The 24,532-nt window shown below is 47.1% G+C and carries 17 protein-coding genes and 1 riboswitch; of the genes, 9 read left to right on the forward strand and 8 right to left on the reverse strand.

Translation table 11 applies throughout. The annotated features are described in order from the left end of the window. Positions 1-277: 277 nt before the first annotated feature. From OU814_RS08585 to OU814_RS08595, 3 genes are all read left to right on the forward strand, one after another. On the forward strand, positions 278-1,528 hold the full coding sequence (locus tag OU814_RS08585; RefSeq protein WP_017289308.1) for a DUF4912 domain-containing protein: 1,251 nt from the start codon (positions 278-280) through the stop codon (positions 1,526-1,528). A gap of 191 nt (positions 1,529-1,719) precedes the next feature. Next, complete coding sequence (locus OU814_RS08590; RefSeq protein WP_268181933.1) at positions 1,720-2,289, forward strand: hypothetical protein; 570 nt, start codon at positions 1,720-1,722, stop codon at positions 2,287-2,289. Next, entirely contained in the window at positions 2,286-2,663 is a 378-nt protein-coding gene (locus tag OU814_RS08595; RefSeq protein WP_017289306.1) for a DUF2358 domain-containing protein, read from the forward strand. The genes OU814_RS08590 and OU814_RS08595 overlap by 4 nt, the downstream gene beginning before the upstream one ends. 8 nt (positions 2,664-2,671) lie before the next feature. Here OU814_RS08595 and OU814_RS08600 read toward each other — a convergent pair whose 3' ends face one another. The 3 genes from OU814_RS08600 to OU814_RS08610 all read right to left on the reverse strand — a co-directional run bounded on the left by OU814_RS08600 (position 2,672) and on the right by OU814_RS08610 (position 8,523). Then, positions 2,672-3,430, reverse strand: coding sequence for a DUF4333 domain-containing protein (locus tag OU814_RS08600; RefSeq protein ID WP_268181935.1), 759 nt, complete (start codon positions 3,428-3,430; stop codon positions 2,672-2,674). A gap of 3 nt (positions 3,431-3,433) precedes the next feature. Then, positions 3,434-4,642: an esterase-like activity of phytase family protein gene (locus OU814_RS08605; RefSeq protein ID WP_268181937.1), complete on the reverse strand. Its 1,209-nt coding sequence runs from the start codon at positions 4,640-4,642 to the stop codon at positions 3,434-3,436. 302 nt (positions 4,643-4,944) lie between these two features. Then, complete coding sequence (locus tag OU814_RS08610; protein ID WP_268181939.1) at positions 4,945-8,523, reverse strand: response regulator; 3,579 nt, start codon at positions 8,521-8,523, stop codon at positions 4,945-4,947. 147 nt (positions 8,524-8,670) lie between these two features. On the opposite strand from OU814_RS08610, the gene OU814_RS08615 reads away from it, so the two are divergent. From OU814_RS08615 to thiC, 4 genes are all read left to right on the forward strand, one after another. Beyond that, the gene (locus OU814_RS08615) at positions 8,671-8,868 is read left to right on the forward strand and encodes a hypothetical protein (RefSeq protein ID WP_268181941.1); all 198 of its coding nucleotides are present in this window, start codon (positions 8,671-8,673) and stop codon (positions 8,866-8,868) included. A gap of 102 nt (positions 8,869-8,970) precedes the next feature. Further along, positions 8,971-9,432, forward strand: coding sequence for a hypothetical protein (locus tag OU814_RS08620; RefSeq protein WP_017289301.1), 462 nt, complete (start codon positions 8,971-8,973; stop codon positions 9,430-9,432). A 383-nt stretch (positions 9,433-9,815) separates the two neighbouring features. Next, a complete protein-coding gene (locus tag OU814_RS08625) occupies positions 9,816-13,091 on the forward strand; it encodes a phycobilisome rod-core linker polypeptide (protein WP_268181943.1) in 3,276 nt (1,091 codons plus the stop codon). A gap of 171 nt (positions 13,092-13,262) precedes the next feature. Then, a riboswitch (TPP riboswitch) is annotated at positions 13,263-13,355 on the forward strand. Between the two features lie 8 nt (positions 13,356-13,363). After that, positions 13,364-14,737 carry a phosphomethylpyrimidine synthase gene (gene thiC / locus OU814_RS08630; RefSeq protein ID WP_190652973.1) on the forward strand — a complete coding sequence of 458 codons (1,374 nt, stop codon included), beginning with the start codon at positions 13,364-13,366 and terminating at the stop codon, positions 14,735-14,737. A 465-nt stretch (positions 14,738-15,202) separates the two neighbouring features. On the opposite strand, the gene OU814_RS08635 is transcribed toward thiC, so the two are convergent. Then, positions 15,203-15,577, reverse strand: a complete 375-nt coding sequence (locus OU814_RS08635) for a response regulator (RefSeq protein ID WP_190652974.1) — start codon at positions 15,575-15,577, stop codon at positions 15,203-15,205. 1,018 nt (positions 15,578-16,595) lie between these two features. On the opposite strand from OU814_RS08635, the gene OU814_RS08640 reads away from it, so the two are divergent. Next, on the forward strand, positions 16,596-19,328 hold the full coding sequence (locus tag OU814_RS08640; protein WP_268181946.1) for a PAS domain S-box protein: 2,733 nt from the start codon (positions 16,596-16,598) through the stop codon (positions 19,326-19,328). Here the strand turns inward: OU814_RS08640 and OU814_RS08645 are convergent. The 4 genes from OU814_RS08645 to OU814_RS31355 are packed head-to-tail and all read right to left on the reverse strand — an operon-like array spanning position 19,319 to position 22,311. Beyond that, positions 19,319-20,908 (reverse strand): hybrid sensor histidine kinase/response regulator, encoded by a 1,590-nt coding sequence (locus tag OU814_RS08645; protein WP_268181948.1) that lies wholly within the window; start codon positions 20,906-20,908, stop codon positions 19,319-19,321. The genes OU814_RS08640 and OU814_RS08645 overlap by 10 nt on opposite strands. A gap of 4 nt (positions 20,909-20,912) precedes the next feature. Continuing rightward, the gene (locus OU814_RS08650; RefSeq protein ID WP_017289295.1) at positions 20,913-21,554 is read right to left on the reverse strand and encodes a hypothetical protein; all 642 of its coding nucleotides are present in this window, start codon (positions 21,552-21,554) and stop codon (positions 20,913-20,915) included. Between the two features lie 10 nt (positions 21,555-21,564). Beyond that, positions 21,565-21,939, reverse strand: a complete 375-nt coding sequence (locus OU814_RS08655) for a response regulator (protein ID WP_017289294.1) — start codon at positions 21,937-21,939, stop codon at positions 21,565-21,567. A 42-nt stretch (positions 21,940-21,981) separates the two neighbouring features. Further along, positions 21,982-22,311, reverse strand: a complete 330-nt coding sequence (locus OU814_RS31355) for an IS1/IS1595 family N-terminal zinc-binding domain-containing protein (protein WP_415354764.1) — start codon at positions 22,309-22,311, stop codon at positions 21,982-21,984. A gap of 108 nt (positions 22,312-22,419) precedes the next feature. Between OU814_RS31355 and OU814_RS08660 the strand changes: the two genes are divergently transcribed. Further along, positions 22,420-24,531 (forward strand): chemotaxis protein CheA, encoded by a 2,112-nt coding sequence (locus tag OU814_RS08660; RefSeq protein ID WP_268181951.1) that lies wholly within the window; start codon positions 22,420-22,422, stop codon positions 24,529-24,531. Position 24,532 lies beyond the last annotated feature (1 nt).

Below are 24,532 nucleotides of genomic sequence, written 5' to 3' on the forward strand. Positions count from 1 at the left end.
CCCTGCGAACTGCATTTGTCATGAAATATTGACATTTTGCGATCCCAGAACGCTAAAGTGATCCCAAATTGTTATGATTTGATGACATTACGATCCCTGAATTGCCTGAAAAATCGTAAAAGCCTGATCAATCAAGCGCTTTCACCCCTTGATCCTGGGAGAAGATTCCGGCACTATGTAAGGCATCTTGCGATCCCCAAAGATTAAGAGAAATTAAGTTGGGTGATCCCCCGACCGCTTGAGATAAGGACAATCAACACAATCACGGAGAAGTGATATGGCTACAGAACGTCCCCCTCTCACTGAAATGACCTTGCGGCAATTGCGTCGAGTTGCTAGCGAATATGGCGTATCTCGCTATAGCCGAATGCGAAAAGACCAGCTTCTCGCATCGATTCAGGAGATTGAACGGACACGATTTTCGACCCCTACCCCGTCCCCCCGTACCATAGAGGCACAAGAAGCTGTGGAAGCAACTAAATTCGATGTTGGACAAGACGACGCTCAATCCTTCACGGCAACGACTTTAGCAACGGTTGATGCCGATTTAATGGATCTTCCAGAAGGATATGGAGAAAGCCGCATTGTATTGATGCCCCGCGATCCTCAATGGGCATATACATACTGGGATATCCCCAATGAGCACAAGCAAGACCTACGTCGCCAAGGTGGACAGCAATTAGCACTGCGTGTGTACGATGTCACTGACGTAAATTTGGATTACCAAAGCCCGCACAGCGTTCAAGAATATCCCTGTGATGAGATGGCGCGGGAATGGTATTTGCCTGTTCCGGTCAGCGATCGCGATTATGCGATTGAAATTGGCTACCGGGCGGGAGATGGTCGCTGGTTAGTTCTGGCACGCTCCGCATCGGTGCGCGTTCCTCCGGTTTACCCGTCTGACTGGATCGAAGATCATTTCATCACCTTGGCTTGGGATGAAGATCTGCGCGGCAAGACGCTTCTGGAATTGGTTCCGCCGACTAAGAAGCAAGCAATGGGCACAGGCGTTGGCGGTGCTCAAAGCAATCCGATTTACGACGAAATCTTTGGCATGGCGCAAACGACCGAAGCAATGCGAATTGCGGGATCGCTCTACGGTTCGATGCAGCACTCTGCTTCTGTCTCGCATCTAGACACGATCAGTTCTTACGTCTTCCCATCGGGTGTAGGCATGTGGGCATTGCCGACTGCTTCGGGAGTCAATATGTCGGGTGTTGGGTTCTCAGCGTCTGCTCCGCCAATTCGTCCCCGGAAATTCTGGTTGATTGCGGATGCGGAATTGATTGTGTACGGTGCAACTGAGCCAGATGCAACTGTGACGATCGGCGGTCGCCCCATCACGCTGAATCCCGATGGTACGTTCCGATTCCAAATGTCCTTCCAGGACGGTTTGATCGACTTCCCGATCATGGCGGTTGCCGCAGATGGCGAACAAAATCGCGAGATTCATATGAAGTTCGAGCGTGAAACGCCTGCGCGTCGTACGAATACGAAAGAAGAAGCGATCGAAGAATGGCTCGTTTAATGTAATGCCAAGAGGTGAACAGCGCTTCGGCTCACCTCGTTCTCAGTTCTCCCTTCCAATCGATCGAGTACTCGATCGATTTTTTTTATGGGCAGAATCCTGATTACATTAGAGGGATGAGACACGACGCTAAGTGGTTAGTGTTCTGCATTCTCTAGTTATCTGTGCTCTATTGATGAATTTGATGAATTATGACGTTAGATGAATTGTCTTCGACGTTGACTGTTCTGTTTGGGGATCAAGTCCAGGCGTTGGCTCCAGGTTCATTTCAAGTTGAAACTCCCCAGTTTCGATTATTGATATTACTTTCAGAAGATGAGTCTTGGGTCAGGGCATTGCTCCCGATCGCACCTGCTCAAGATGCGGAACCTTATTTAGAACAGCTACTCGAATCGAATTTTGATGTCACGCAAGAGGTGCGCTATGGGTTGCATCAAGGCGTACTTTGGGGAGTGTTTCAACATGCGATCGCGGGATTGACGACCAGAGATTTCCAAGCTGCACTTGAACGAATGATCGCGTTACAGCAGGCAGGATTAACAGATCTGTTCAATGCCTTTGTGGAGAAGCAGATCCGACAAATTGTGCAGGCAGCGAAGCTCCAGGGGCAATCCTTGGAGGCAACGATTCAGATGCTCGATCGCTTTTATCAAGAAGGAATGATGGGTGATTTGGCGATGGGAGCGCAGTCGAGAGAACAAACCATGGACGCTTGGCAGCGTCAACTGCGACGACTCTGGGATGAGGGAGAAGACGTATGAATTTGGTGAAAGTGTTGCGCGAAGATTATGCGAGATTTCCAGCTAACCAAACGTACAGCATTTATGCACCGGATGTTTGGTTCAAAGATCCGATGAATGAGTTTCGTGGCATTGATCGCTATCAAAAAATGATCCGGTTTATCGAGACTTGGTTTGTGGATGTCCAGATGGATTTGATCTCGATCGTACAAACCGAGAATGAAATCAAGACGCGATGGATTTTGAGTTGGAATGCGCCTCTACCCTGGAAGCCCCGGATGAGGATTCCAGGATGGAGTGAGTTGCACGTGAACTCAGACGGTCTGATTTCAGAACACGTGGATTATTGGGAGTGTTCTCGCCTAGAGGTGCTGAAACAGGTGTTCCGCAGTTAATCTTCTAGTTAATCCTCTGGGGGCGGTTGCGTATTCAGCGCTTCTTCTGCGGTTTGTGCAGGCAGCCCAGAGGATTGACCAGAAGCGTCTGTGGAGGTTTCTGGTGGCTTGGATTCAGAGATCATTGGTGCTGTGGAGGCTAGGGATGGTGTGCCTGCATTCGTTGCGATCGCGGCTGGTTTGGGATCGCTGACCTTGATGATGCGCTGCCAGTTAATCGCACCAGAAGGTTGAACCGTGACTTGAATTGTTTCCTTGGGTTGATCGGGTTGCTTTGCCGGTTTGTCTTCTGGTTGATTGGAACGAACAGTTTTTTCAGATTTCTCTTCATGCTTGAGGAGCTGACATTCAAAAGTTTCGCCAGGTTTGACGGGTCGATAAAGATTTGTTCCCCCACAATCGATCGCAGCTCGACCCATTTCTTTTTGCAGCCCTTGCTCAAATTCGGTTTTCAGTTGTGCCATATTGAGCAAGCCTTTGACACTGGTTGCGTCCCAAGTGATACTGCCTTGGTCGTCTCGCTGTTGAACAGAAATCGCAAATCCAACCTTTTCGTCGAGGACACCGACACATTCAAAGGTGCTCGCTGCTTTTGGTTTGATATTGGCAGGACAAATGACGGATTTTACAGCGCTTCCACCTTGTTTTGTGATGCCAGATTTGATGATTTCTTCGATTTTTTCAGTATCTAAAGTTTTTTCACAACCTGCCAGACTCACAAAGAGAGCTACAAAAGGAATGAGTTTGAGAACGCGAAAGTGATTCATAGTCTAACGTTTGGGTAAACCGATACGAGAATCTAAATTGAGCGATCGAGCTAGTCTGAGTAAGATAATTTCCGTATTGTCGATATAGGGAGGACGAGCCATTGTGAATGGGTAATTATTGTCATTTGCAACCAGAATGGTGTTGGCATCAAGCACAAGCAGATTTTCGATCGTGACGAATGGAAACTGAAACTGTTTGTTTTTATCTCGATTCAGATCATTTGGATCTTCAATATTTAATAAGTCAGCAATCTCTTGTTTTTCAAAATACTGATTTTTATCTTTTTTGGTTAAATCAATTTTGTATATTTTTTTGAATTTCGCTTCTTTTCCTTGTTTTGCGTCTCGTTCGATGACTAAATATTCATTTTCATTGATGACAGTCATATCACCCGGTGCATGTTCTGAATTTTCGAGCTTGTAATAACCAGCTAATCCGTTAAATTTCCCCGTTTGTGCATCCACTTGATAAATTCTCAACACGCCTTCTGGATCACCTTTTACAGTTCCTTCGAGCATCGGATACAATTTGGTACGATCGGGATTGGTTGCCATCGCTTCAAATCCCTTTGATGCAGCGAGGTTGGGCTTGTCCGAACTTTGAGGCGATCGTACCCATCCTCCTTTGAGATCGGGAGTCGAAATCGGTGGAGCTAGAAGCTTGCCGTATTGATCAAAATGCAATAAATAAGGACCGAATTCATCCCCGATCCAAACTGAGCGATCGCTGGCAATTACCAAGGATTCAGGATCGAAATCTGCACCCGTGAGCATACGGCTCTCTTCGTTGACCAACTTAAAGGGCACTTTGCGATCGTGATCGATCAGTTGAAAAAATTTGAGTGGTTTCACTTCTCCGTTTCCGCCTCTGCCTCGGAAATTCGGTGTGACTTGGTAGAGTCTGAGTAAGAAGTCTGAGCTGTTCTCTTTTGATCCAAATCCGTTGTCTGTCAAGAACCAGAAAGAATCGCGATCGGCAAATTGCACCGCGCTCAATCCTTGAATCGGTTGTCCATTAAAACTGCCCGTCCGCCCGTTTGCTGAGATTTTTGCACCTGAATTTGCACCCGGAACAAATACATCCGCAGGCAAGGCAGCAAATCCAACTAAGGTCGTCAGATTTTGAGCGGTTACAGCAGATCTGAGAAAAAGAATGAGCAATACGATTGCTAAGAACGGTGCAATCCAGCTTTTGTGAAACAGTTTTCTCATAAGCAGTAGCATTTCATAGCAACATTAAGAAGTGAGTATGAAAAGAACAACGATCGGTTAAATCGATCGCTGTTTTCAAAGGAGGCTTTAGAAGTATAAAAAGTCTCTTTGCTCACCTTGCCATCTCACCCTGGAATGAAATTCGGGGCTAGTGAAGTGAAGTCTGTGCAACTTTCTAATACAAAGGTTTGAGCAATCCAGTTCTCGTCAAAGGACTTCGCACTGCTAACCTGGAATGGAATTTCAGGGCAGGTGAATGCGTCTCAATGATTACTTTCAAAACATTCTCACACCCCCCCTGATTAGGTTTGATTCGTCAGAAATTGATTCAACGCTTCCAGCATTTCCACGAGTTGCATGATGAGCAGGGGGGCTTGTGTTAAATCATTTTGCAATGCCTGAACTTCTAGCATTGATGCAACTGATTGCATTTCATATAAACCCACATTTGCACTTGCCCCTTTAATGTGATGCGCTGCACGAGAAAGGTCGATCGCGTTTTCGCTGGCCAATGCAGTTTTTGCAGCATTGAGATGCTGATGCGAATCTTCTGCAAAAATTTGCAATAATTCTCTCTCAAACGCTTCATTCTCGTCTGAGATTTGATGGAGATGCTCCCAATCGATCGCTAAAGTCATAGTCTGTTTTACTACTTGTTGTTCTAAAAACTCACCCCAGTAGGTCAGCTTTTCGCTTAGCTTCTCTTTGGAAATTGGCTTACTCAAATAGTCATCCATTCCTGATGCTAAGCAGAGATCGCGATCTTCAAGCATGGCATTTGCTGTGAGCGCAATAATCACAATGCGACGCGAGGATTGCTGAGATCGGATCAAGCGGGTCGCTTCGTAGCCATCGACAATTGGCATCTGACAATCCATCAATACAAGGTTGTATGGAATTTGATGCAGGATGTCGATCGCTTCTTTTCCGTTTGCCGCAACGTCAGCAGTGTAGCCTAAATGTTTCAGTTGATTCAAAGTTACTTTCTGATTGACAATATTGTCTTCAACCAAGAGAATTTTGAGCTTTGAGTTTGTTTTTTCAGACAACACCGGAATTGCTGTGTTTTTCTCGATCGCGTCCACGTTCTGCATCGTATTCATCATGCAGTCAAGCAACCGGGATTGTTTGACTGGTTTGATCAGATATGCGGAAAATCCAAGCTCTTTCATACGTTTCGCACCGCCCCAGCGATGGGCAGAGGTGAGCATAATTAACCGGGTATGTGCGAGTGTTGGATCGGCTTTAATCTGTGCGCCTAACATTTCGCCATCAATCTTAGGCATTTGCATATCAAGAATCGCAAGATCGTAAGGCATTCCAGCATGAGCGCGATCGCGTAATTTTTGCAGAGCGATCGTTGCATTCTCCGCCTCTTCGACCTCAAGCCCCCACGCCGAAACTTGAGAGCGAACAATCGTTCGATTCGTTTCGTGATCATCGACAACCAGCAATCGCAAATTGGCTAAATCTGGAATTTGGGTCAGAGCATTGTCATCACTATCTTGTGCAACAAGCGGTTGAGATTGCTTTGCAAACGTCAAGGAAAACCAGAATTTGGAGCCAGCGTTTGGCGCGCTTTCAACCGAGATCGAACCACCCATCAATTCGACGAGTTGCCGCGAGATTGCTAATCCTAGCCCGGTTCCCCCATATTGCCGAGTCATTGATGCATCAACTTGAGCAAAGGGTTGAAAAAGCCGTGCTTGAGCCTCTTGAGGAATTCCAATTCCCGTATCGCTGACACAAAAGAGAATCGTTGCTTCGCTAGCGGTTTGAGAGTCTAAAATCGCTTCGATCAGGACTTCACCCCGTTTGGTGAATTTAATCGCGTTCCCAACGAGATTCGTGAGAATTTGGCGTAATCGGCTAACATCGCCGCGCAGCGCGATCGGTAAATCATGATGAATCAATGTTGCAATCTCTAATTCCTTCGCAAAAGCAGCAGGTGCAAACAGATCAGCGACTTCTTCAATACAAGTCGTGAGATTAAAATCGAGCGTTTCTAGCTCCATTTCTCCCGCTTCTAGCTTCGAGAAATCGAGAATCTGATTCATCAGGGTCAGTAAGTTATCGCCGCTCGCCCGAATGGTTCCGACAAAATCTCGCTGAGTCGGATTCAGGTCTGTATCTAAGAGCAATCCAGTCATCCCGAGTACGGCATTCATGGGTGTCCGAATCTCATGGCTGATGGTGGCAAGAAACGTACTTTTCATCTGGGAAACTCGTTCTGCTGCTGCTCTCGCTTGCTCTAAGGCTAAATTTTGCTCGGTTAAGCGCGATCGCTGCTGTTGCTCTTGATCGAGCAGTCTTGCCTGCATTAAAGCGATTGCCACTTGATTCGCGAGCTGAACTAAAAACTCGACTTCAAACGCTTGCCATTGACGCGTGCTTTCGCACTGATGCGCAATTAACAACCCCCATAATTGCGGTTCTACTGCATCGTCTTGATGCTGCAAAATTGGAACGACTAAGGTCGCCTTGACTTCAAGCTGTTGGAGTAATCGCAGCTGATACGGCATCAGGTCAGCAAGTTCAGTATCATCGACCACGATCGTTCCGCCCTGCTGATACCATTTCCAAGGTCCCTCTCTGAAGCAGGCTTCCTCAAAGTGTGCACCCAGTGCCGAACTCCAGCCCGCACGAACGGATTCAACGACCACTGTTCCTGATAGCTCTCGCTCAAATCGATAAATGATCACTCGATCAGTTTGCAAAAACTGCCGCACTTCTGCCACAGTCGTTTCTAGAATTTCATTCAGATGCAACGATTGCCGAATCTTCAACGTAATGGCTGCGAGTAATTGCGATCGCGCATTTTGCCGTTGCGCTTCTTCTTCGGCTTGTTTGCGCTCAATAAATTGTCCAACTTGTGCCGCGATTGCCACCATCATCGCGGTCATCATTTCTGCATCCGGCGGGCGTACCCGATGACTAAACAGTGCGATGACACCAACCGTCTGCTCTCGGCTCAGAATCGGACAGCCCATTGCTGCGTGCAATCCGACTCGAGCTGCAATATGCGATCGTAAAAACATTTTGTCATAGACCACATCGCTCATCCAAAGCGGTTGCCCACTGCTCCAAACTCGTCCGGGCAACCCATAACCCGGTGCAAATACCCACGATTCCGAGGAATTTGAAAACTCATGAAACTGAGCGGCTAATCGACTCCAATGTGCCTGACAGCGAATCACGTTGGCAGTACGATCGGCAATCCACAACTCCCCAAAATCCCAATTGGTATGTTCACAGATTGTCTGCAGCAATCGTGGTGTTGCTTCATTTAACGATGGCGCTTCCGCGAGAACGCGTGTCACAAGATGCTGAAGCTGGAGCTGAAGCTGCATTCCTGTGGATCGCCCTTGTGCAGCCCTTTGCTCTAGTTCAAAGATTTTTCGTTGCTGCTCTAGTAATGTCACAGCTTGTTGAGCCAGCGATCGCAACGCCGTTTTCTGCTGCGCATCTAAACTCTGGGGCACATAATCCATCACGCAAAGCGTCCCCAACGCGTACCCCTCTGCATCAATTAATGGCATTCCTGCATAAAATCGAATGGGGGGAGTAGCCGACGATCCTAAAGGATGACAAATAAACCGTTCATCTCCAGACGCATCCACGACGACGACGACATCCGATTTCGTCAATGTATGGTTACACATGGATTTACGGCGGGGCATTTCGGTCGCATCGATTCCGACACTGGACTTAAAGACTAAGCGATCGGTATCCATCAACCCTAACAGTGCGATCGGAACGTCACAAATCTGTGCTGCCAAGTGGGTTAGGCTATCAAACAGTTCCCGACAGGACTGGTCTAGAATGCCGTACCCGTAGAGGGTGATGAGTCTCGCCGCTTCTTGCTCCGGGGATGCGATCATAATTTTCTTCGCGGACAACTGGCGGTTTTTTTATACCAGGTCAAACAGTGCGCAACTGTATTAATCGCTATTAATCGCTGCGATACGGATATGAGAGCCGCACTAAAAAATGGTCAATCTTTCAGGAGCCAAGTCAATCCACTGAGTATGGTAAACCAGAAGACCCAAACGGGAACCTGGAAATATGTGAGGACTTCTGAAGGAAATAAGATTACTTTAACCACGCTAAGCCCTAGAAATGGTAGCACAGCCAAAATGAAAAATGGCATGACTCTCCTGACTCTGAATGTATCAATCAATGCTGATTTATATGGCGCTACAGGACGCTTGCCAACGGCAGTCTGAAAAGCGAACACTCACTGACGATCGCCCCTCTCTTCGGTTCTAGAATACAAATTAGATGCGGTTAAGAAACGATTATTCACACTTCACGCAGGGAATTTTACAATGATCAGGCGACTTTTGAGCGGAGTGCTAGTGAGTGCGATCACTCTTACTCTGCCTGCACTGGCACAACCCAATAACTTTAAAACTTTGACCATCGACGATCAAACTTCATCGGGAATGATGATGGGATCGACTGGAGGAACAACTTCCCTACCTGCCGTTGTCAGCAACAGCGATCGATCCGAACGCAAATGTCTTGGCTTTGGCGATCCGAATCCCGATCATACGATCGTGCTGAAAAAACCAGTCTCTACTCTGACGCTTCGGGTCGATAGCGGCGGCAGCGACACCACTTTACTGATGTCAGGACCGGGTGGAGTACGCTGTGCCGATGCTGGCTCTAAAAAAGATGCTCGCTTACGAGAGAAAGACTTGCAACCCGGCACTTACCAAGTCTGGGTGGGAACCGTAACTCCAAACACCAATCGAGAGTATCGTTTAATCGTACGGACGGGCAATTAAGATTTATCGGGCGTTTGTTACAAAACTTATACCGTCTCTCATCAGCGCACCCGCTATCTTTTATGATGAGAAGTCGATTCAGCAGCGATCGAGTTCTACACACTTTTTAATAATTCAAGTGTAGGAACCCGAATCGTTTTAATCTTAAAAATGAACTGGTTGACCCTGGGCGGTGTTTGACTTCTGATTTTGGATTTTAGATCTTGGATTTTGAATTTTTGTTCAGAACCCGATCCCTAAATTCCATCAGCCTCAGCATGTGGATGAAATCATATATAGTCAATCCAAAATCGCCAATCCAAAATCTAAATTGGCTGTTCCAGGTGAAGCTCTGGTCAGATTTAACACAGTAACGATCCGTAAATGGGAGCTTTAGAAATCCAATGAGTGTTAAGGCAAGTGGTGGAAGCTCGGTTGCGCGCCCGCAACTATACCAAACAGTACCAGTTGCAACGATTTCACAGGCAGAGCAACAAGACCGCTTTTTAGGGCGGGGCGAACTCGATGAACTCGTGCAGTATTTCAAATCTGGGCAAAAACGTCTAGAAATCGCTGAAATTCTGACACGAAACTCTGAACTGATCGTCTCGCGATCGGCAAACCGCATTTTTACAGGCGGCTCTCCGATGGCATTCCTTGAAAAGCCCAATGTTGACGCAGAACCTGTGAAAACGGTGGCAGGCACAACCCTGAATACCGAAGAAGGGATGAAACTGGGAACTGTCACTTATGCGGAAGGCTCCGGCGGCGGATTATTTGGCGGCATTCGGAACTTCTTCCTAACGCCGAGCGCAGGTGCAATCCCTCCAGGGTTCCGTCCAATTAACGTGGCACGCTATGGCCCGAGCAATATGGCGAAGTCGCTCCGCGACTTAAGCTGGTTCTTACGCTATACGACCTATGCGATCGTGGCAGGCGATCCGAGCATCATCTCAGTCAATACTCGCGGGTTGCGCGAAATTATTGAACGAGCATGTTCCGGTGAAGCAACCATCGTGGCACTGCAAGAAATGAAAGTCGCAGCCGGAATTTATTTCCGGGGGGATGCAGATGCAAAAGCGATCGTCGATCAGTACTTCGATGTTCTGATCACTGAATTTAAAGCGCCCACACCTTCAACCAAACTGCGTCAACGTCCTTCTCCCGACCAACAGGGCTTACAACTGCCGCAAATCTACTTCAATGCAGCAGAACGCCGTCCGAAGTTTGTGATGAAACCAGGACTGTCGGCAAGCGAGAAAAACGAAGCAGTCAAGGCAGCTTACCGCCAGGTATTTGAGCGGGACATCACTCGCGCTTACTCATTGAGCATCTCTGACCTCGAATCGAAGGTGAAAAACAGCGAAATCTCGATGAAGGAATTCATCCGTCGCTTGGCAAAATCACCCTTGTACCGCAAGAACTTCTTCGAGCCGTACATCAATAGCCGCGCTCTTGAATTGGCATTCCGTCACATTCTCGGTCGGGGTCCTTCTTCGCGTGAAGAGGTGCAGAAATATTTCTCGATCGTATCGAGCGGTGGGTTGAATGCCCTCGTCGATGCTTTGGTCGATTCGCAAGAGTACAGCGACTACTTCGGAGAAGAAACCGTTCCGTACCTGCGTGGCTTAGGTCAAGAAGCTCAAGAATGTCGCAACTGGGGTCCGCAACAAAACCTGTTTAACTACAGTGCACCCTTCCGCAAGATTCCGCAGTTTCTCACCACGTTTGCCTCTTACGATCAGCCGTTGCCGGATCAACACGTTTACGGTTCTGGAAACGATCCACTAGAAATCCAATTTGGTGCGATCTTCCCGAAAGAAACTCGTACTCCTAGCGCAAGCCCTGCTCCATTCGGCAAAGATACACGTCGAATCTTGATCAATCGCGGACCTGGCATCAACAACCAGCTCAGCAATCCAAGCGCGCGCGGTGTTGCTCCTGGCACGCTTGGTCCAAAAGTCTTCAAATACGACCAAAGTCCTAGCTTTACCAAGTCATTTGGAAAGCGGTCTACTGGCACAAAAGGCATTAGTACCAAATTCTCAGAAAGCTCCACCCAAGCGGTGATCAAAGCGGCTTATCTGCAAGTTTTCGGGCGCGATGTCTATGAAGGACAACGCCTCAAAGTCGATGAAATCAAGCTGGAAAACGGCGAAATCACCATTAAAGAATTCGTCCGTCGCTTGGCGAAGTCACCGCTATTCCGCAGTCTGTACTGGGAAAAACTGTATGTGATGAAAGCGGTGGAATACATTCACCGTCGCCTGTTGGGTCGTCCAACCTACGGTCGCCAAGAAACCAACAAGTACTTTGATATCAGTGCGAAGAAAGGCGTTTACGCGTTAGTCGATGCGATTCTTGACACGGAAGAGTACAACGTAACCTTTGGCGAAGATACCGTTCCTTATGAGCGCTATCTCACCCCCGCAGGTGTTTCTCTGAGAATGAACCGCGTCGGTTCGATTCAAGACAAAGGCACCAAGATTACGAAAGAGGAAACGCCTCTGTTCGTTCAATTGGGAACTTCGACTGGTCTACGGACTCAACCCGATGTAGACTTCCGGATCAACCAAGGGGTCAGCAAGAAGCGCGAACAAACGAAAGTCTTCAAGCTTACCCAACTCAACGACAAGGCGAACCTCAAGACTGTAATCGGTGCGGCTTATCGTCAAGTCTTCGAGCGCGACATTGCTCCGTATGTGATCCAAAACGAATTCTCGGTCTTGGAAACTCAACTCAGCAATGGCGATATCACCTTGAAAGAGTTTATTGCAGGGCTTGGTTCTTCCAGTCTGTATGTCAAGGAGTTCTACACGCCTTACCCGAACACGAAAGTGATCGAGCTAGGAACGAAGCATTTCTTAGGACGTGCTCCTCTGGATCAAGCTGAAATCCGCAAGTACAACAAGATCTTGGCGACTCAAGGCTTGAAGGCGTTTATCACCGAGATGGTCAACACCGTCGAGTACAACGAAGCGTTTGGTGAAGATGTGGTTCCATACAACCGTTTCTTAACCTTGCCGGCTGCGAACTTCCCGAACTCTCAAACCTTGTACAACAAGCTGACGAAGCAAAACGATAAGGTTGAAGTTCCGAGCTTTTCGCCCACGAATTCGCGCGTGGATATTGCGACGATGCCATTGACTTCTGGCGCGATCGCGGCAAATGGCAAAGATGTAGCTCAAGTGGGTCGTTCTTCGACTCCCTTTGTCCCGGCAGAGTTGGACATGCGCCGTAAGCCTGCTCGCATCTACCGGATGAATCCTGGCATGATGCAGCACGAGAGTGAGATGGTGATCAATGCCATTTATGCTCAAGTGATGAATGTACCAGCGGATCAAGTTCCGGTTGAGTTTAAGCGATCGGATCTCGAAGCTCAGTTGCAGCAGGGCGAAATTTCAGTGCGGGAGTTTGTTCGCGCATTGGCAAGTTCACCGAGCTATAGCCAGCGCTTCTATACTCCCTATCCGAATGCAAAAGCGATCGAGCTATTGTTCCGTCATTTGCTAGGTCGGGCGCCGATCAGTCAGGAAGAGCTGCACGAATACAATCAGATCTTATCGGGTCAAGGGTTGAGTGCTGTTGTACATGCGATCGTCGATGGAACTGAGTATGCTCGCTTCTTTGGCGAAGATGTCGTTCCCTACAAGCGCAATCTAGACGCAACTTCGATCTAATTTGCTCTAACTAAAGTCGGTTGAATGATAAAGCCCTCGATTGTTCTGCAATCGAGGGCTTCCTTTTGTGAGCAGCTTGTTTATCTACGATCGCGCTTCTACATCAAACTTTTCTTGACTGAAACGATCGCGACACATCCTGCATTTCTGCGCTCAGACTGGTACGATAGACAATCAAGCTAGGGGTGCCCGACTGGGCTGAGAACAAACCCTTAGAACCTGAGACTGGGTAATGCCAGCGAAGGGAAGCTCATTAATCAGAGGAAAAACTAATGCGGACAGAATGGATCGCAAAACGCCGAGGACAGAAGAATGTTTCTCAAATGCACTACGCTCGCAACGGAGTCATTACCGAAGAAATGCACTATGTCGCTCAGCGGGAAAATCTTCCTGTTGAATTGATTCGCGATGAAGTCGCACGCGGTCGGATGATCATTCCGGCGAATATCAATCACCCCAATTTGGAGCCGATGGCGATCGGGATTGCTTCAAAATGTAAGGTGAACGCGAACATTGGGGCATCGCCCAATTCCTCGAACATTGATGAAGAAGTAGACAAACTCAAACTCGCGGTCAAGTACGGTGCTGATACCGTGATGGATTTGTCAACCGGGGGCGGAAACTTAGATGAGATTCGGACTGCGATCATCAATGCTTCTCCTGTGCCGATCGGAACTGTGCCGATTTATCAGGTTCTCGAAAGTGTGCATGGCGATCTCGATCGCTTAACCCCAGATGATTTTCTACATGTGATTGAAAAACACGCTCAACAAGGCGTGGATTACATGACCATTCATGCGGGATTGTTGATCGAATACTTGCCGCTCGTGAAATCTCGAATTACTGGGATTGTTTCTCGCGGTGGTGGAATTATTGCGCGCTGGATGTTGCAGCATCACAAGCAGAATCCGCTCTACACCCACTTTGATGACATTATCGAAATTTTCAAGAAGTACGATGTGTCGTTTAGTTTAGGAGATTCACTGCGTCCGGGTTGTACTCACGACGCGTCGGATGAAGCTCAGCTTTCGGAACTCAAAACACTCGGACAGCTGACTCGCAAAGCTTGGGAACATGATATTCAAGTCATGGTTGAAGGACCAGGACATGTGCCGATGGATCAGATCGAGTTCAATGTTCGCAAGCAAATGGAAGAGTGTTCAGAAGCACCTTTCTATGTTTTGGGTCCATTAGTCACTGATATTGCTCCAGGCTATGACCATATTACTTCCGCGATCGGCGCTGCGATGGCAGGTTGGTATGGGACTGCTATGCTGTGTTACGTGACTCCGAAAGAGCATTTAGGCTTGCCGAATGCGGAAGATGTTCGTAATGGGTTGATTGCTTATAAGATTGCGGCACATGCGGCAGATATTGCACGGCATCGACCGGGAGCGCGCGATCGCGATGATGAGCTTTCGGCTGCACGGTATAACTTTGACTGGAATCGGCAATTTGAACTTTCGCTGGATCCAGAGCGAGCCAAGGAATACCACGATGAAACATTACCAGCAGACATTTATAAGACTGCTGAGTTCTGCTCGATGTGTGGACCGAAGTTCTGCCCCATGCAAACGAAAGTAGACGCTGATGCGCTAACTGAACTTGAAAAGTTCTTGGCACGGGAAAAACAGCCCGTTCGCTAATTGCTTGTTGCTCAGTCTTGCTCTCTAACCTCACAAATCTTAGGAATTTAGAGGGCAAGCTTGCTTTTTAAGCGATCGCGGCAGGTTGTAGTAGCCGATGCGAAGGTTGGCGAGTTCGGGTCAGACTTTCATTTCTAATCGTATTCATTGCATGTATCCGTTGGTGAAATGAAGCCGGAAAGTATTCACGACAGCGGCTACAATACCAATTCTTCTCTCCATGCAGTACATGGGAGAGTAAAGTATGAGAGCAAATAAAACATTGATTTGAAGCGTTCATGCTAAGCCAAACCCAACTCGTTGCTAATGCTATGGGTAGCTTACTAGGTCAAGAGTTCATCACAAATCTTCCACGCGATAGAACAGGCTTTTAAGAAAAGCTTAAATTTACTATGGCAGTCCTGTCTGCTGCGCGGAAGTGGAATTGAGCGTTGCCGTACCAGTCTTATAAATGTGACCTGGTAGTTACCATGCCAAAATTTCTGCAATTTGTTCTGCTAAATTTAACGGCTCAAATGGTTTTGCAATCATTCCGGAAATCGGTAGGGGATTATTTGGATCAGCCGCGATCGCAGGTAGCTTGGCAGTCAAAAGAATAACTGGAATGGCTGCGGTGACTGGATGTTTCTTCAAGTGTCGTAAGAGCATGATTCCATCCATGTCCGGCATCATGATATCTAGTAAGATTGCATCTGGCTGTTCTGTTTCAGCCTTCGTCAATCCGTCTGCCCCTGATGTTGCAACGATCACTGTCCAACCTCCAAGTTTGCTCAGACAGGCTTGAATGACCCGAGCCAGTCTTCTTTCATCATCAATCAGCAGAATCCGCTTGGCTAACATAAACTCTAAGCCAGATTGAAGTGGATATTTCTCTCTTTGCGAAGTATCTTCTCCATTATCTTTTACATCTTCCCTGTATCGGATATTTAGCTTCTTAAGTATGGAGCAATACAAAGCTGTCGAGAACATAGAACCGTTGCTATCGAAAGTCTTGCTGTCACTAAGACTTCTTATAGATAATTTACCCCTAATGGAACTGTACGATTGCATCGTTTCATGCGGATCATAAATTCATCTTCAAAATTCACCCTCATGTTCTGAACGTTGTGCGGCATCGTGATCGTTTACCCTCGTTCACTCACATCTTCAGCTTGGGACAACCTTGTAATGAAGCAACTTGTCATCTGTGTTGAAATATCTTGGCTAGAAAGATTGGCAAGAGCCTTAACAGAATAATTCGCGTTCATGATCAATTCTAAAAAGCCTTTTATTGTACTTTTTAAATTTGAAGAAATTTTGGAGAAATCCTGAGTTTATTTGTAGACGCAATTCGTCTGGAAAATGATAATCTTATTCCTATTTAGAAAAACGATTTAGAGCCAGCAGAATTACTTTAGGAAATCGATCATCTGCCTAGAATTATCAATTCAATTACTCACCAGCCTAAATCGTCTGAGTTTGCTCTCATCCAAGGATTTCTTCTTTCCAAATCGCAGCAAAAAAACCGGGCGTTTTGTTCCCCTCTTCGAGGCTGAGAGGGAATCTAGAGACAGCAACGCATTCGGGAAATTCTCGGTGAATCAACGCTCATTCCTTTTTGAAATTGATACTCTTATCACTTCACAGATTAACTTAAACCCCTCTGTAGATAGATATGATTTTTGCTTAATCACGAGAGATTTTGATATGCATTCTTACGTTGCTGTTAATTGTATGACTGAGATCAAGCTCAGATCGAACGCATCTTAGAGGAAAGAGAGTGCTGAATCAATTTATCTTTGCTGAACTGGCATTCAAACTTTGATATAAGCCTAGAAAGTATGTCCTGTTTTCATTCGTTTCCTTGTTGATGAGCACAATGACGCAAAGCCAACAGACGGTTCTAATTGTTGATGACTTTTTTCAAGATCGGCAAATGTATCGCCGTTACTTAACGAATGATCCAGGAATAACCTACACAATTTTAGAGGCAGAATCAGCTTTCGATGGGTTGAAGGTATGCGAGTTGCAGCAAATCGATGGAATTTTGCTTGACTTTCGGCTGCCAGATTTAGATGGGCTTCAGTTTTTGGCAAAGTTGAAAGCTCAAGGGGGCAAAACTTTTCCGCCGATCGTGATGATGATCGAGCAAGAAGATGAATCTATCGCAGATCAGGCGATGAAAAGCGGTGCAGAAGATTATTTAGTCAAAAGTCAGATTACGCCAAACCGCTTGAGATTGACCCTTCAAACTGCGATCGAACATACTGCACTGAGACGAGCACTCCAGCAAACACAACAGGCTTTGCGAGACAGCGAGGAACGCTATCAGGCGATCGTGCAAGATCAAGCCGTTTTGATTTGCCACTTTCTTCCCGATGGAACACTGACTTTTGTCAATCCTGCTTACTGTCGCTACTTTGGGACGACTGCCGAAACCTTGCTCGGACAGAATTTTTTGCACCTGATCCCCGAAGGTGCTCGTGAGCAGATTCAGCAACAGATTGATGTACTCAATACATTAACTCCAGATCGTCCGACTCTGATTCAAGAACATTTAGTTTGCAGATCGAACGGGGAGATAGGCTGGCAGCAGTGGACAAATCGCGCCATTTTCAATTCAGCAGATCAAATCATCGAATTTCAAGCCGCAGGACGAGACATCAGCGAGCAAAAAGCGACTGAATTGTCCTTGCAGCAAGCAACCGAACGCTTTGAGCTTGCCGTCATGGCGACCAATGGTTTGATTTACGATTGGAATTTCAAAAATAATACCGTTTACCGTTCACGAGGCTTGATGGATCTGTGTGGCTATTGTCCTGAAGAAGTCGATCCTTCGCTGCAATGGTGGTGGCAACAAATCCATCCTGAAGACCTGGCTCGATTTGATTTCAGTAACTTAAATGAGCACTTAGAAAGCCTCGATCGCTATTGTGTAGAATATCGAGTGCGCCATCGCAACGGGCATTATCTGTGGGTTGAAGATCGGGGTTTAGTCGTCAAAGACATCACAGGTCAACCGATCCGCATTGTAGGAAGTACGATTGATATTAGTAATCGTAAGCAAACCGAAGCAGACTTGCGAGAGAGCGAAGCTCGGCTCAAACGATTGGTTGATTTGAATCTAATCGGCATTGAATTCTGGGATGCAGATGGAACAGTTTTAGATGCGAATGATGCTTTTCTCAATTTAGTTGGCTACACGCGTGAAGACTTACATGATGGGAAAGTAAACTGGAGAGCTTTGACCCCGCCAGAACAGATCCAGCTTAGCGATGCGTCGATCGAGAAAATGCGCCAGCAAACCTCGGACACCTTAGAGAAAGAATACATTCGCAAAGATGGTAGCCGCATTAGTGTGCTTTTGGGGGGGGTGATGTTTGAAGGATCACACCATCGCGGCATTAGCTTTGTGGTCGATTTAACCGAACAAAAACAGCTCCAGCGCGAGCGAGAAATGTTACTTGCCGAAGCTCAGAACGCTCGTGCTGCGGCTGAACTGGCAAATCGAACCAAAGATGAGTTTCTCGCGATCGTCTCTCACGAACTGCGATCGCCCCTGAATGCGATTCTGGGCTGGACAAAACTGCTGCGTTCTCGTCAGTTTGATTCTGCGAGAGTTGAACAAGCGTTAGAAACGATCGAGCGCAATACGCAAGCTCAAGTCAAGTTAATCGAAGATTTGCTCGATGTGTCTCGCATTCTGCGCGGTCAACTCCGCTTAGATTGTGTGCCCATACATTTAGCCCCAATTATTACAGTTGTCGTTGCAAACGGACAGCTTGCAGCAACCGCAAAGCAAATTCGACTCTGTTCGACCATTGAGCCAGAAGTCGGACGGATTTTAGGAGATGCCAATCGGCTGCAGCAAATCCTGACGAATATCGTCACGAATGCAATTAAATTTACCCCCAACGGCGGACATGTTACCGTCTCGTTAGAACAGGTCGGCAATGATGCTGCCGTCAGTGTAACCGACACAGGACAAGGCATCAGTGCTGATTTTTTGCCGTATATCTTTGAGCGATTTCGACAAGTGGAAAATAGCACCACCCGATCGAAAGATGGATTAGGGCTAGGACTTGCAATTGTGCGGCATTTAGTTGAATTGCATGGCGGAACCGTTCAGGTTGAGAGTCCGGGGCTAAATCAAGGTGCAACGTTTACAGTCAGGTTTCCACTGATTGATCAGGTTGCTCAACCGACCTCGATTGAGCCGAATCCTACGATCGCAGACTTGAGCAAGGTCAAGATCCTCATTGTCGATGATGTCCTTGATACTTGTGACTATCTTCAGTTTGTCCTGAGCGATTTTGGAGCAACCGTTGCCATCGCTCATTCTGCGGCACAAGCGTATGGGATATTTCAACAGTTTGTGCCAGATGTACTGCTGAGTGATATTGGTATGCCAGAAGAAGATGGGTATTCGTTGTTGCAACGAATTCGACAATTACCACAAGGTCAATCTGTCAAAGCGATTGCGCTGACTGCTTTTGCTAAGCCCGAAGACTGCGATCGCGCCTTGGGGTCTGGATTCCAAGCCCATTTAGCGAAGCCTGTAGAACCCGATGACTTGATTAATGCGATCGTGAAGGTATTCAATCATGCCTGAGTCGTTGCAAGTTGGTTGACGGTTTGAATCAGTTCGTCAGGATTTAGAGGCTTGACTAAATGCCGTTGAAATCCAGCCAGAATCGCTTGTTGCTGAGTCGCTTCAGAGGCATAAGCCGTCAGTGCGATCGCGGGAATCAATCGCGCGGCATCCGAGCGCGATCGTACCGATTCAATCAATTCAAATCCATCCGCACTCGGCATACTGAGATCTGTCACAATCAAGTCGAATCGAGCACGATTCAGTGCAGTCATTGCCTCTGACACAGAATCGACAGCCGTGACGGTCGCACCACAACTTTCCAAGAGAAACTTTAGGAAATCCAGCCCATCCTGCTCATCATCCACAGCTAAAATATGCAGTCCAGCCAAGCTAGGTAACTCATCACCTTTGAAGTCGGTTGGGTGTAAATGAGCCTGAAATCGAGGCTCAGCGATCGGCAGCTTGATAATAAACACTGAGCCTTGCCCCGCCCCGCCACTGTGCACTTCAATCGTTCCGCCATGCAGTTCAACTAAATGCCGAGTAATTGCTAATCCGAGTCCTAGCCCGCCAATTTTGCGCGTACTAGAAGCATCTTCTTGCCGAAACGACTCGAACACATAAGGCAGAAAATCTGAGGTGATGCCTCTGCCCGTATCTTGAACAGATAAAACTGCAAAATTTTCTGCATCGCTTAAGGAAATCTCAATCTGTCCTGCTTCAGGTGTAAATTTAATCGCGTTCGTGAGCAAATTCCACACGACTTGCTGCAAGCGAGTCGCATCACCCCGAATCATTATCGAAGCCTCAGCATCAAACTGCAGTTTAATTCTTTTGTTATCTGCCATCAAACGAACCGTATCGAGCGCAGAATGCACCACAGCGATGAGATCAATGATCCCCCACTTGAGGCTTAATTTGCCGCGCAGAATGCGAGACACATCGAGCAAATCATCGATCAATTGCACTTGCAACGCTGCATTTCTAAAGATCGTATTGAGCGCGCGTTGAGCGACCTCGCCTGAAAGCTTGCCTTCACAGAGCAGTTTCGACCAGCCTAAAATCGGGTTAAGCGGGGTACGGAGTTCATGAGAGACGATCGCCAGAAACTCGTCTTTAACGCGATTAGCAACTTCAGCGCTTTCTTGAGCGAGTTTGCGGTTCTCAGCTTCAGCTAAAGCGCGATCGCGCATTTGACGATACTCTTGCACCTGAAAGGTCAAATCGGTGACATCTTGAATCGACAGCATTGCATAAAATCCGTCTCCTTGAGTCGCGGGAATCGAAGTCACGGTGGTATGTTGAATCCGCTGTCTGCCATCCGAGAACGCAGTTGGAATGATGTATTTGTGAAGCTGTGAGGAGAAAATTGTCGGTGGTCCTCCCTCAAAAATCGGAGCGAGGCGATTGGTATAAAGCGATTGACGAAAGTGAGGAAAAAAGTCACAAATCGCTTGCCCCTCAATCCGCTTGCGCCCAATCTGCGTCCATTCTTCTAGCGCACTGTTCCAAAATACGACTTGATAGTCCGATCGGAGCACACAAATCCCGAGTGGCATTTGATCGAGCAGACTAAAGCGATCGTCGAGGTAGGACATGAGATCAAACGGCTCCTTTTTCTGAAGATTGCGAGATTAGCGCAAGTTCGCGATCGATACACGCTAGTAACTCACTAAAAGAAGTCATCTCAAAAATTAAAATAATCTCACCCACAATTTCAAGCTGTTTAATCTCAAATCGAGCCTGTGCAAGCAAAAAAATGGTATCAACTTTGAAGAGATGGTTCGACAGTAACAAGTGCTCCATCGTGTCTTCATGGTAAGACGGGAGAGCATAGCTCATATGCTCACTGAGTAAGTTACTAATCGATCCGAGAATGCCATTGATGACGATATTGCCTACTTCGGTCAGAGTGCCAATCTTGACACCATCGAGGTCTGGAGAATCTCGGTCTTCGCCAGTCAGGAGTGCGACCAGTGCTGAAGCACTTTCGGTCGGAAAGAGCAGTTCGGCACTCCCACTAAAGCTACCACTAAAGCCTAATCTCACTGCAGAAAAGTGATGCGGATCGAGTCGTTGGGCGAGCTTTTGCTTAAGAGCTGCACCCTCAAACATCTGGAGCATCGGAACACAGAGCTGAATCGGAGTATCCAGCATTTCATTGAGCATTCCAGCCGCCCGCCCGATGCCAATATTAATGAATTCTTGCAAAGCATCTAACTGCTTCTCAGTGATTAAAGTCATTCATTGCTCCTCAGCACTGCAAAAGTTGTTGAACCGTCTGGCGAACTTCAGCTTCTTTTGCGGGTTTATTCAGAAAGGCTGCGGCTCCAAGTTCGAGTCCACGCTGCCGAGAAGAATCTTGAATGTCTGCACTGACGATCGCGACCGGAATCGCACAGCCCTCTTCCCGAAGCTTCTGTAAAAATTGAAACCCATCAATGTTGGGCATCAGTAAATCGACGAAAATACAGTCCGGTTGATGCTGACTCACCATCTCTAGTGCTTCTTGTCCATTGGTTGCTTCTAGAACCGTGCAACCTTCTGCCTCGACGTATTTCCGCAGCATTCGGCGCGAAAAGGCTGCATCATCCACAATTAACACTGATACCAAATTCGATGTATCCACAGTCTACTTATGCCTCTTGGAAGGAGATAATTCAGCAAATATTTACAATTCTAATTTTTCTATAGAATGCTGCTCTGCACAGAGAAGCTCTAAGACGTCAACATCTGTTTCACGCAGCCATGACAAAATCGTTGTGTGGTGAATGTTCGTAACTTGTTCAATGCTACGAGCACTCATGCCCTGAAAATACATTCGAATGCAAAAGTGCTTCACCTCCTCTGAGTATCGCATCTGCTTGTAAGTCTCAAGAAATTGCCGTCCACAGTCCTTGCATTTGTAGCACTGGATCTGACTGCGGTATCCATTGCGCTGTAACTGATGCGAACCACAGTTTGGGCATTCCATGGCGATGCTTTCAAATGAAAATATCATTAGTGTTCAGCGTTGTCTACTGCTTAAACATCTATCTTAAGATAGATCCTGACAGATAAGGATGCTGCTTAGGATGTTGAAGGATAAAGCTGGAGTACGCTTGAAAATATGGAGTCTCTACATGAAATCGATGCAGAGGATTTAGCAGCTTTTCTGGTTGAGAGTTACGAGATTTTGAACCAGTTTGAGCAAGATGTTTTGGACTTAGAACGGCATGCGCTTGATCCGGATCGCCTCAATCGGCTCTATCGTGCCCTCCATACAATTAAAGGCAATTGTGGTTTTTTGCCTTTACCGACGCTTGCCGCGATCGCTCATGCTGGAGAAACGCTTTTAGAAGGAATTCGCACCGCCGAGTTTAAAATGACACCTGGTGTAGCAACCGTTTTACTTGACTTAACCGATACCATTCGGCAACTGCTTAAAACGATTGAAACAACTAAAACCGAAGGAACCGCAGACTATTCGCGTTTCATCACCAAGCTGACAGTACTCTATAGCTCAGAGCACCAGGCTGCAACTCGTTCAGGAGTGCTAGAAGATTCGGACTCAACAAGCTTAACTACTCTTGATTCAACGATTCGCGTGCAGGTTGACTTGCTGGATCAGGTCATGAATCTCGTTGGGGAACTCGTTATTGCCCGGAATCGAGTGCTACAGCTGACTACGGATAGCAGTGATGTAGCCTTGATGGCTACGTGCCGACAGATTGATTTGATTACCAATGAACTGCAAGATAGTATCATGCGGGCGCGAATGCAGCCAATTAATACGCTTTGGCGCAATTTACCTCGATTAGTGCGAGAGCTAGAGATCGCCTGTGGTAAAGAAATTGCGCTCGAACTCGAAGGCAGTGAAACTGAACTCGATCGCAATATCATTGCCGCGATTAAAGATCCACTGATGCATCTCGTTCGCAATTGTATTGATCATGGGATTGAGCCACCGGAGGTGAGAGTTGCAGCCGGGAAATCAGCTCAAGGATCGTTAAAGCTGAGAGCTTCGCAAGAAAATGGGAAAGTGATCCTAGAAATTCGAGAGGATGGGGCTGGAATTGATCCGGCTCAACTGAAAGCGCGATCGCAGCAGCTTGGACTGATTAGTGCAGCGCAAGCCGAATCGATGCGCGATCGCGAAGCGCTCGATCTGATTTTTATTCCTGGATTCTCGACCCTCAATGAAGCGACTCATCTTTCAGGTCGTGGCGTTGGTATGGATGTTGTGCGGCGGAACATTGAATCCGTCAATGGTTCGATTGAAGTTGAAAGCCAGGTCGGGCAAGGAACTACCTTTCGCCTGAACATTCCGCTTACTCTAGCGATCATTCCGACCTTGCTTGTGAAAAGTGGCGGGGAACGATTTGCAATTCCTCAGTCGAGTGTCCAAGAACTGATTCGGATCGAAGGACGCGATCGCATCGATCAGCAGATTGAAACCTTATTCGATGCGCCCGTTTATCGACTACGAGGACACATTCTTCCCTTGGTCAATCTGGCTACTGTGCTCCAGCTTCCGATGTCTTCGAGTGATCTGCTTTACTTTGTTGTCATTGACGCAGAGAGCTATCGATTTGGGCTGATTGTCGATCAAATCGAAGATACCCAAGAGATTGTTGTAAAGCCACTGAGCAAACAGATAAAGTCGCTAGAAGTATTTGCAGGTGCGACAGTGTTAGGAGATGGCAGTGCAGCATTGATTCTGGATGCAGTCGGAGTGGCACGATATGCAGGAATTCAGCCCTCATTCAACCAGATCATTGCTGCTGAACCAACCCCGGAAAATCGGCAATTGATCTTGATTGTTCTAGGGCATCACAATACTCGGATGGGCATTGTTCTCACTCAGTCAACTCGGCTTGAAATGATTGCTAGCCAAAAGATCGAAAAAGTCGGAGAACAATATTTGATGCAGTATCGAGATCGCGTTGTAGCGCTCATTGATCTGCAAGCTGTGTTGAGCCGAATTCCTCGATCGAGCTATGAATTCGAGGAATCTATTGCGGTCGTTGTCATCGAGCGTGAACACAATCAGGTGATTGGATTGATTGTGGATCAGATTCTCGACATTGTAGAAGAATCGCTCACGGTGACTGGAGCAGCGATTCGTCCGGGTTCGTCCTGCTATGCCAGTGTGCAAGGTCAAATTACTGAGATGTTAGATTTAGATGCGATCGTCAAGCTAGCAAATCCCTACCTCTTCTCTGACGAGAGCTGGAGGTAAA

The sequence above is a fragment of the Leptolyngbya sp. GGD genome, from assembly GCF_026735145.1.
GTDB classification, from domain to species: domain Bacteria; phylum Cyanobacteriota; class Cyanobacteriia; order Leptolyngbyales; family Leptolyngbyaceae; genus Leptolyngbya; species Leptolyngbya boryana.